The 1,139-nt window shown below is 46.9% G+C and carries 1 protein-coding gene; it reads right to left on the minus strand.

What is annotated here, in order from left to right; translation table 11 throughout:
• Nucleotides 1-191 precede the first annotated feature (191 nt).
• On the minus strand, nucleotides 192-1,139 hold a 948-nt coding region (locus A3750_RS21100; protein WP_082873383.1), incomplete at its 5' end, for a U32 family peptidase C-terminal domain-containing protein.

Here is a 1,139-nt window from a genome sequence, read left to right on the forward strand (position 1 = left end):
ACATGGCACGCACCACCAATTCCAGAAAGACCTGCGCCAATAATAAGAATATCGAAATGCTGTTGCCCCACCGTGTTACCCCTCGCTTTTGGTTACTATAATTTCAAACGTAAGTATGGTCAGTAGGGCAATGAATCTGAATGATATCCTAGTCGAAGAACTTGATATTTACGCCACTATACTTTGTTGATTTATCGCATAGTTTTAACAAGAAGGCCCTTTGCCAAAGCCGCATCGCTAATATGTTTTACCAGATCAGCAGGTACGCTAACGCGATAGCCTGACCCGGATGCCTCATCACATGCAGCCCCGTTTCTACTGAGCTGCATATTTGAAGCGCTAAACTCAACGTTTTGTTCGGGGGTAAGCAGGGTTAGCTTGTCGTTAATGCCAAATTTATTCTTAGCGCTTAGGAATAAGCGATTGTTCTCGCGATCAATAGACTCGATATCTGCCACGAACAGCTGATTTTCAGATCTAGAGTTGCCGGTCTCATAGTTTTGATATTCATCAGGCACGTGGCGCCGATAGAAGCCCTCGGTGTAACCCCGATTTGCCATGCCTTCTAGCTCATCCATGAGTTGCATATTAAAGTCTCTGCCGGCAAGTGCGTCGTTAATTGCCTGCTTGTAAACCTGAGCTGTTCTTGCTGCATAGTAATAAGACTTTGTTCGTCCCTCTATTTTTAGAGAATCAACACCAATATTGATGAGCCGTTGCACATGCTGAACGGCTCGTAGGTCTTTTGAGTTCATGATGTAAGTACCGTGCTCATCCTCGTAGGCTGGTAGGTACTCACCCGGTCGACCGGCTTCCTGAAGCAGGTAAATCGGTGGTTCTGACTTGTTAGCGCTAGTCTGTGCTGGGTCGAAAGTCTCGAGCGCGGGTTGTTTGGCGATGATATTGCCTTCGACGGTTTCTTTCGCTTCATGCGCTTGATACTTCCAGCGACAGCTATTCGTGCATGCACCTTGATTCGAGTCTCTGTGGGTCATATACCCCGACAGCAAACAGCGTCCAGAGTAAGCGATACAAAGGGCGCCATGAACAAACACTTCCAACTCCATTTCTGGGCAGCGTTGTTTTATTTCTTCAATCTCATCGAGTGATAGCTCTCGGGACAGTATGACCCGAGTGAG

This window comes from Oleiphilus sp. HI0079, assembly GCF_001635105.1.